General features: G+C 61.7%; 4 protein-coding genes and 2 pseudogenes. 4 read left to right on the top strand and 2 right to left on the bottom strand.

What is annotated here, in order from left to right:
- Positions 1–173: 173 nt before the first annotated feature.
- Complete coding sequence (locus BLU85_RS28905) at positions 174–1661, bottom strand: aldehyde dehydrogenase family protein (RefSeq protein WP_092205220.1); 1488 nt, start codon at positions 1659–1661, stop codon at positions 174–176.
- A 208-nt stretch (positions 1662–1869) separates the two neighbouring features.
- Between BLU85_RS28905 and BLU85_RS31570 the strand changes: the two are divergent.
- Positions 1870–2829, top strand: a pseudogene (locus BLU85_RS31570) (methyl-accepting chemotaxis protein); the annotation flags it as partial.
- A 64-nt stretch (positions 2830–2893) separates the two neighbouring features.
- Here BLU85_RS31570 and BLU85_RS28895 read toward each other — a convergent pair.
- A pseudogene (locus BLU85_RS28895) lies at positions 2894–3493 on the bottom strand (hypothetical protein); the annotation flags it as partial.
- Positions 3494–3784: 291 nt separating this feature from the next.
- Here BLU85_RS28895 and BLU85_RS28890 point away from each other — a divergent pair.
- From BLU85_RS28890 to feaR, 3 genes are all read left to right on the top strand, one after another.
- Complete coding sequence (locus BLU85_RS28890; protein WP_092205218.1) at positions 3785–5284, top strand: APC family permease; 1500 nt, start codon at positions 3785–3787, stop codon at positions 5282–5284.
- A complete protein-coding gene (locus BLU85_RS28885; RefSeq protein ID WP_170847668.1) occupies positions 5229–5849 on the top strand; it encodes a DUF3156 family protein in 621 nt (206 codons plus the stop codon). The genes BLU85_RS28890 and BLU85_RS28885 overlap by 56 nt, the downstream gene beginning before the upstream one ends.
- Positions 5850–5972: 123 nt before the next feature.
- Entirely contained in the window at positions 5973–6935 is a 963-nt protein-coding gene (gene feaR, locus BLU85_RS28880; protein WP_092205217.1) for a transcriptional regulator FeaR, read from the top strand.
- Positions 6936–7012 lie beyond the last annotated feature (77 nt).

Here is a 7012-nt window from a genome sequence, read left to right as displayed (position 1 = left end):
GGATACTGGATCTGTGGACACCGAAGAACCCATGTGGGAGCGAGCTTGCTCGCGATGGCGTTGTGTCAGTCGGCATCATGGTTGGCTGATAGTCCGCTATCGCGAGCAAGCTCGCTCCCACAAGCGGGATTTTTGCTGGTAGGGCTCTGGGATCGTCACAGAGCCCTTGAAGGTCAGTAGCGGATCATCACCGATTTCAGTTCGGTGTAGTCGTCGATGAATGCACTGCCGAATTCACGGCCCACCCCGGAAGACTTGCTGCCACCAAAAGGCACGGCCGGGTCGAGCAGGGTGTGCATGTTCACCCATACCGTGCCCGCTTCGATGGCGGGGACCATACGCAGGGCCTTGCCCAGGTCGTTGGTCCAGAGGCTGGCGCTCAGGCCGTAGGGCGTGTCGTTCATCAGTTCCAGCAGTTCCTCCTCAGTGTCGTAAGGAAAGAACGTGGCGATCGGGCCGAAGGTTTCTTCGTTGAGCAAGGCGTCGTCGCGGCGATTGGCGAGGATGATGGTCGGCTCGACGTAGCAACCCGGCCCATCGATCAGCTTGCCGCCGTGGATAATGGTGTTGTTCTGCGCGAGGGCCTTGGCGAAGAACTCCGCGAGTTTGTGCTGGTGCTGGCGGTTGGTTACCGGGCCGAACTCGGTGCGTTCGTCCAGGGGCGAGCCGATGATGAGTTTGCCCAGGCGCTGGGCCAGTTTGTCCATGATCGACTCGATCTGCGAGCGGTGGACGAAGAACCGTTCCGCCGCCGCGCAGATTTGTCCCGAATGCAGAAAACCCGCCTCGATGATGCCGTTGACCGCCACCTCGGAGTCGATGTCACGCAGGAACCCCGCCGCATTCTTCCCGCCCAATTCCAGGGTCGCCCGGGTCAACCCGGCACCCATGGCCGCCTGGCCCACTGCCAGGCCGGTGGGCACGGAGCCGGTGAATGAAACCTTGTTGGTGCCGGGGTGTTCGATCAGCCCTTTGCCCACCTGGCCGCCGCCCGTCAACACATTCAGGGCCCCGGCCGGCAGGCCGGCCTCCATGGCCAGTTCGGCGATGCGCAGAATGGTCAGGGGGGTGAACTCGCTGGGCTTGATGATGACGCTGCAACCGGTCACCAGGGCTGAGGCCAGTTTCCAGATGGCGATCATGGTGGAGAAATTCCACGGCACGATACCGACTACCACCCCAACCGGTTCGCGCAGGGTGAATGCGGTGTAGCGTTCGCCAGCGAAGGAGGGCAACGAGGGGGTGATCGTCTCGCCGTTGATCTTGGTCGCCCAGCCAGCGTAGTAACGCAGGAAATGAGCGGCCTGGTCGACTTCGAAGGCCCGGGAGATGTGGATGATCTTCCCCGACTGGCAGGTCTCGATCTGCGCCAGCTCTTCGCGGTTGCGTTCCAGCAGGTCTGCCAATTTGAGCAGCACATGGCCGCGGACCGCGGGTGCCGTTTGCGACCACTGCTTGAAGCCGCGGCGGGACGACTCCACCGCCACATCAATGTCGCCGGAAGTGGCGTCGCTGACCTGGGCGATGACTTGGCCGTTGGCAGGATTGACGACGTCAAGTGTCTGGCTGCTCTGGCTTTCTACGTAGCCACCGTCGATGAACAGGGCGTGATGTCTGCCGAGGAAGGCTTCGACCTGAGGCAGCAGGGCAATATCGCTCATGAGGGTTTCCTGATCACGAATAGGGAAAGTCTTGAGGGTAATCCCGGCAGGACCATCCAGCTTGACTGAGCCTGCCGCGCCGTATGTCTGTGGCTGCCAGCCTGGGTGGTTGGCAGCCAGGAGCAAGGCCTCGTGCAGGCAGGGACAAGCCAGCCTGGCCGGTTTGCGATCAGATCCGGGTTTCGACTTGATGGCATAGGGGCGGGCGATGTTTCTCCAGACCAACAAACAGAGACTGGCGTTGACTGCGCAGGTGCAACGCGTGCTGACCGGCGAAACGGAGCACACGCCGCAGCTCGACGCGTATCCGCAACTGCGCACCGTCCTTGAGCAGCATGCACGGCAGGTGGCGAGCGCGACTGCACATCTGCATCAGGTCGAAGCACAACTACAGGCGCAAACCCTGCAATGGCAGCACTGCGAGGGTGAGATGCACAGGGTTCGCCAGCAATTGGAGCAAGCCCTTGAGCGCGAGCAGGCGCTTGAAGTTCGACTGGGCGAACACAGCCGGCAGCTACAGCAACAACGCCAGGATGCGCAGATCTGGGAGTTGCTGCAATCGACCCTGACTGAAGGCTGCTGGGATATCACGGTCGTCAACGGTGACCTCCAGCATCCGGCCAGTGGCATGCGCTTTTCCAGTCAGTTCCGTTCGCTGCTGGGGTATGGGCCGGATGACTTGCCCGATGGCTGGGATGCCCAGGTCGGCATCACCCACCCGGACGACTTGCCCAAGATCATGGCCATTTTCGACCGGGAAATCCTTGGCTCCCAGGGCAGCGGTGAATACGTCTTCGAATACCGGATGCGCCACAAGACCCGGGATTACATCTGGTGTCGTGAACGCGGTCGGGCGGTACGCGACTCGCATGGGCAACTGGTGCGAGTCATTGGTGCGGTGCGTGATATCAGCGATGAGCGCTCGGCCCAGTCCACCCATCAGCGCATGCTCGAACAGAACCAGGTGACCTACGCCCAGATTGCCACGGTGGTAGGGGTGATCAAGGGCATCGCCGACCAGACCAATCTGCTCGCCTTGAACGCCGCGATTGAAGCCGCCAGGGCCGGAGATGTCGGGCGCGGTTTCTCAGTCGTGGCCGATGAGGTGCGCAAGCTGGCGCAGAGCACCCGGCAGGCGACCCATCAGATCCAGACCATGCTGCATCAGCACAAGTAGTAGGCCGAGCGGGAGCTGCCGTCGGGGCAGCTCCCGCCACGTTCAGAACGCAACCGCCACGGTTCTGGCCGTTGAACATCGAGTCCCAGTCCTTGGAGTAATGGCTGTAGCGATAGGTCAGGTCCGGTGTCCAGGGCAGGTCGGAAGGTGTAGCCGGCTTCGCCGTACCAGGCTTTCTCCGGGCCCGCGTCCTTGTCCTGCCAGGCGTACTCGAAGGAGAAGTGGGCGTTTTCGATGCCAGCATTGCCGGCGCCGCGCAGGCTGTAGATGTCCATGCCTTCGCGCTGTTTCTGGAAGTTGCTGGCGTAGCGGTCATCGACATCGATGCCATGGATATAGGCCAGCCCCAGGGTGCCAGGCGCGGCGGTGTATTCCAGGGTTGGCCGTCCCGTAGAAACTGCCCAGGTTGCCGAGTGTCTGGTCGATACTCAGGCCATACTTGATGAAGCCTTCGCGCCAGCTTGAACCACCGGTGTAGCCGTCGTAGTTCTTGCGGCTGTTGAACAGCCCGTAGACCGCCAGGAAGTTGCCGATGACGATGGTGTCTTCGTCGGAATAAAGCTCATAAGCCTGGGCCGGTGAATCGGCGACCAGCAGGGCGATGCCCAAGCCGATGGGCATTGCGCAGCAAAGGTGTACGGCGTGTGTGCTCCATGGTGGATTCCCCAGTGTGATAGGACAGCAGAGCGCGCATTAAAGGGAGCGACACCCGGGGAAGTCTTTCACCTGCCTGCCATGGAGTTGATCCAGGCCGCCAGCGTGGCAGCGTTGGCAGGCAGCAACAAAACCGGCGGCAGACACGGGCAAGACGCCCGGGGCGGGGCGGCGCAGAGTAAGGCTGCACGCAACGCCGTTTCGATCAGGGACCGGTTGGGGAAGGCATGATCGCCGGCTCCTGGACGGCTGTGGCATCCATACTAAAAATCCGCTTTCGAGGATCCGCACGATGTCGATCAATGACAGGCTCACCGAGCACTTGAACCGGGGTTCGGTGGGTTTTCCCACCGCGTTGGCCAGCACCATTGGCCTGATCATGGCAAGCCCCGTGATTCTCACCGCGACCATGGGCTTTGGCATCGGCGGCAGCGCCTTTGCCTTGGCGATGCTGATCGCCGTGGTGATGATGCTGGCCCAGGCGACGACATTCGCCGAGGCAGCGTCGATTCTTCCGACCACCGGCTCGGTCTATGACTACATCAACTGTGGCATGGGGCGTTTCTTCGCGATCACTGGCACCTTGTCGGCCTATCTGATTGTCCATGTGTTCGCCGGCACCGCCGAGACCATCCTGGCCGGCGTCATGGCCCTGGTGAACTTCGAACACCTCAACACCCTGGCCGAATCGGCAGGCGGCTCCTGGTTGCTGGGCGTGGGGTTCGTGGTGGTGTTTGGCGTGCTCAATGCGTTCGGTGTCAGTGCCTTTGGCCGGGCCGAAATCATCCTGACGTTCGGCATGTGGACCACCCTGATGGTGTTCGGCGTGCTGGGCCTGATCGCCGCTCCGGCAGTGGAGCTGGAGGGCTGGTTTGGCGCGTCCGTGGTGGGCACCGATATGGTCACGGTGCTGTCGCTGGTGGGCATGGCCATGTTCATGTTTGTCGGCTGCGAATTCGTCACGCCGCTGGCACCGGACCTGCGCCAGTCCGCCCGGACCATGCCCCGGGCCATGATGCTGGGCTTGTTCAGCGTCGCCACCTGCATGTTCATCTACGGTGCGGCGATGAAGCGCCAAGTGGAAAACGTGCTGCTCGATGCCACCAGCGGCGTGCATCTGCTGGACACCCCCATGGCGATTCCACGCTTCGCCGAACAGGTCATGGGCGATATTGGCCCGATGTGGCTGGGCATTGGCTTTCTGTTTGCCGGTGCGGCGACCATCAACACCCTGATGGCCGGCGTACCGCGGATTCTCTACGGCATGGCGGTGGACGGTGCGTTGCCGAAGGTCTTCACTTATCTGCACCCACGCTTCAAGACGCCGTTGCTGTGCATCCTGGTGGCGATGCTGATTCCGTGCCTGCACGCATGGTGGCTGGGCGGCAATACCGACAACATCATGCACCTGGTGCTGGCCGCGGTGTGCGCCTGGAGTTTTGCCTACCTGTTGGTGACCGTGTCGGTGGTCAGCCTGCGGATTCGTCGTCCCGATCTGCCGCGGGCCTATCGCTCGCCGTGGTTCCCGTTGCCACAGATCCTGTCCAGTGTCGGCATTATGCTGGGCATGTGGTTCATCACGCCGCCCGGCATGAACCCGGCAGACATCTACGTGCCCTTCGCGGTGATGCTCGGTGGCACGGCAGCGTACGCCTTGTTCTGGACCCTGGTGGTACAGAAGGTCAATCCATTCAAGCCAGCGTCGGTAGAAGACGTGTTGGCCAAGGAGTTCTCCCATGAGCCAGGGCAACTTGCGGGCGAGTTTGTCGACCCTGCTGCAAAAACTGTCTGAGTTGTTCAGCGCCCAGCGCACCCCGGCTGGTTATCGGCCCGGGGTGACCCTGGAACACCTGCGGCGCAACCTGGCGCTGGCGCGATTCGAGGTGGCGGGCCTGACTAGGGCGACGGCAGCCACCGACGACGGCAGCTTGCACTTGGAGATCGTCGAACGCACCGAGTCGCAGTTGTTGATGCACCTGGTAATGACCGAGTTTGTCCTGCGCGTGCCTGCTTCCCGAGAGGGCACGGCACGCCTGGAACTGCACCACAGCGGGGCTGTTCGGCGCAGTGGTATTCGCTGCCGGCAGCGGGACGGGCGCAGTGACCTGGCGGCCCGGTTGCAGGCGGCGGTGGAGCAGGATCCTGCGTTGTATCAGGCCCTCATGCCGCTGGATTTCAAACGGTTGAGCATCGATTTGCAGGGACGCCAGTGGTGCGTGCGCCTGGAACACATGGGCGGTAGCGAAGTGGTCAATCGCATGCCGGCCTTTCGACGTTACATCCCGTTGAGCCGCGAGCAGCGCGGCGTCTTGCTGGCAACCTTGAGCGGCCTGCAGCGGGTGCTGGCAACGCTCTGATCCTGTTGTGCTGCCCTGGCATCATTCCTGCTACTGCTCTGGCGATCAGGTACTTGTTGCGTGCATATAGATAACATGTTAACTATTGCCGCACAAAAACAATAAGCCACTGCGGAGAATGCCATGAGCATGCAACAGGTTGGGCAGGACGGTCTGGACATCTGGAACCGGGATCTGCGGGCGACTTGCGGCCACTTCGATACCGAGCTGGCCTTTAATCGTTCGCTGTTTATTGGTGAAGTGTCGAATTTCCATCGGGGTGGCCTTGCCCTCGCGAACCTGCGCACCAACGCCGGTAGCATCAAGCGTCACCTACCCAACGCGGATCACGACGATGACCAGGATTGCTTCCTGGTCAGCCAGCGCAGCGGCTACTGCCGCATTACCCAGAACGGCTTGAGCATTCAGCTGGCCCCCGGTGAACTGCTGCTGATGGATTCCGTGGGGGCGCTTGAGATCAGCCCGTTCGGCCTGATCGAACACGCGGTGCTGTCTTTGTCTCGCCAGGACGTGTCGCGACAATTGGGCGGAGAAACCAAGACCTTCGGCAAGGTTTCGTCCAGCAAGGCGTGTGGGCGGATGCTGCATGTGTTGATGGACCAACTGTGCAAGGACACGCCGGACGGCGAGGGTGCGGCGGGTGAGGGTGAAGCCTTGCAGAGTGCCTTCGTTTCACTGTTGGGCTCGGCCCTGGAACAGGGGAGCGATGGCCGTGACGAAGGGGTGGCCTTGCAGGGTAGTCACTTGCGCAGCTATGTGCAGAGGGTCATCGACGAATCACTCACCCAGCCCGGTCTCAGCCCGGTTGGCCTGGCCAATCGACTGAATATCTCGGTGCGGCATCTGTATCGCTTGTTCGAAGAGCAGGATGACAGCGTTTGCCGCTACATCCAGCGGGCCCGCCTCAAGCGCAGCGCCGATGACCTGACCAACCCGTTCCTGCGGGACGAGTCCATTACTTCGATCGCCTACAAATGGGGCTTTACCGATTCGGCGCACTTCAGCCGTTCGTTCAAGAAGCAGTTCGAGCTGTCGCCCAAGGAGTTTCGCTCCAGCCGTTTGCAGGTGGGGCAGGGGGTGGCTTGAATGAGGCCGTCGTTGACTGGACGATCGCTATCGCGAGCAAGCTCGCTCCCACAAAGGGATTTGTGATGAACATGCTT

This window comes from Pseudomonas sp. NFACC14, from assembly GCF_900106885.1.
Taxonomy (GTDB): Bacteria; Pseudomonadota; Gammaproteobacteria; order Pseudomonadales; family Pseudomonadaceae; genus Aquipseudomonas; species Aquipseudomonas fluorescens_AA.
The sequence above is the reverse complement of the archived record's forward strand: the minus strand, read 5'-3'. Positions and strand labels throughout refer to the sequence as shown.

Coding starts and splice junctions, on each gene's coding strand:
- feaR (WP_092205217.1), top strand. CDS start 5,973: ATGAGCATGCAACAGGTTGGGCAGGACGGTCTGGACATCTGGAACCGG.
- BLU85_RS28905 (WP_092205220.1), bottom strand. CDS start 1,661: ATGAGCGATATTGCCCTGCTGCCTCAGGTCGAAGCCTTCCTCGGCAGA.
- BLU85_RS28890 (WP_092205218.1), top strand. CDS start 3,785: ATGTCGATCAATGACAGGCTCACCGAGCACTTGAACCGGGGTTCGGTG.
- BLU85_RS28885 (WP_170847668.1), top strand. CDS start 5,229: ATGAGCCAGGGCAACTTGCGGGCGAGTTTGTCGACCCTGCTGCAAAAA.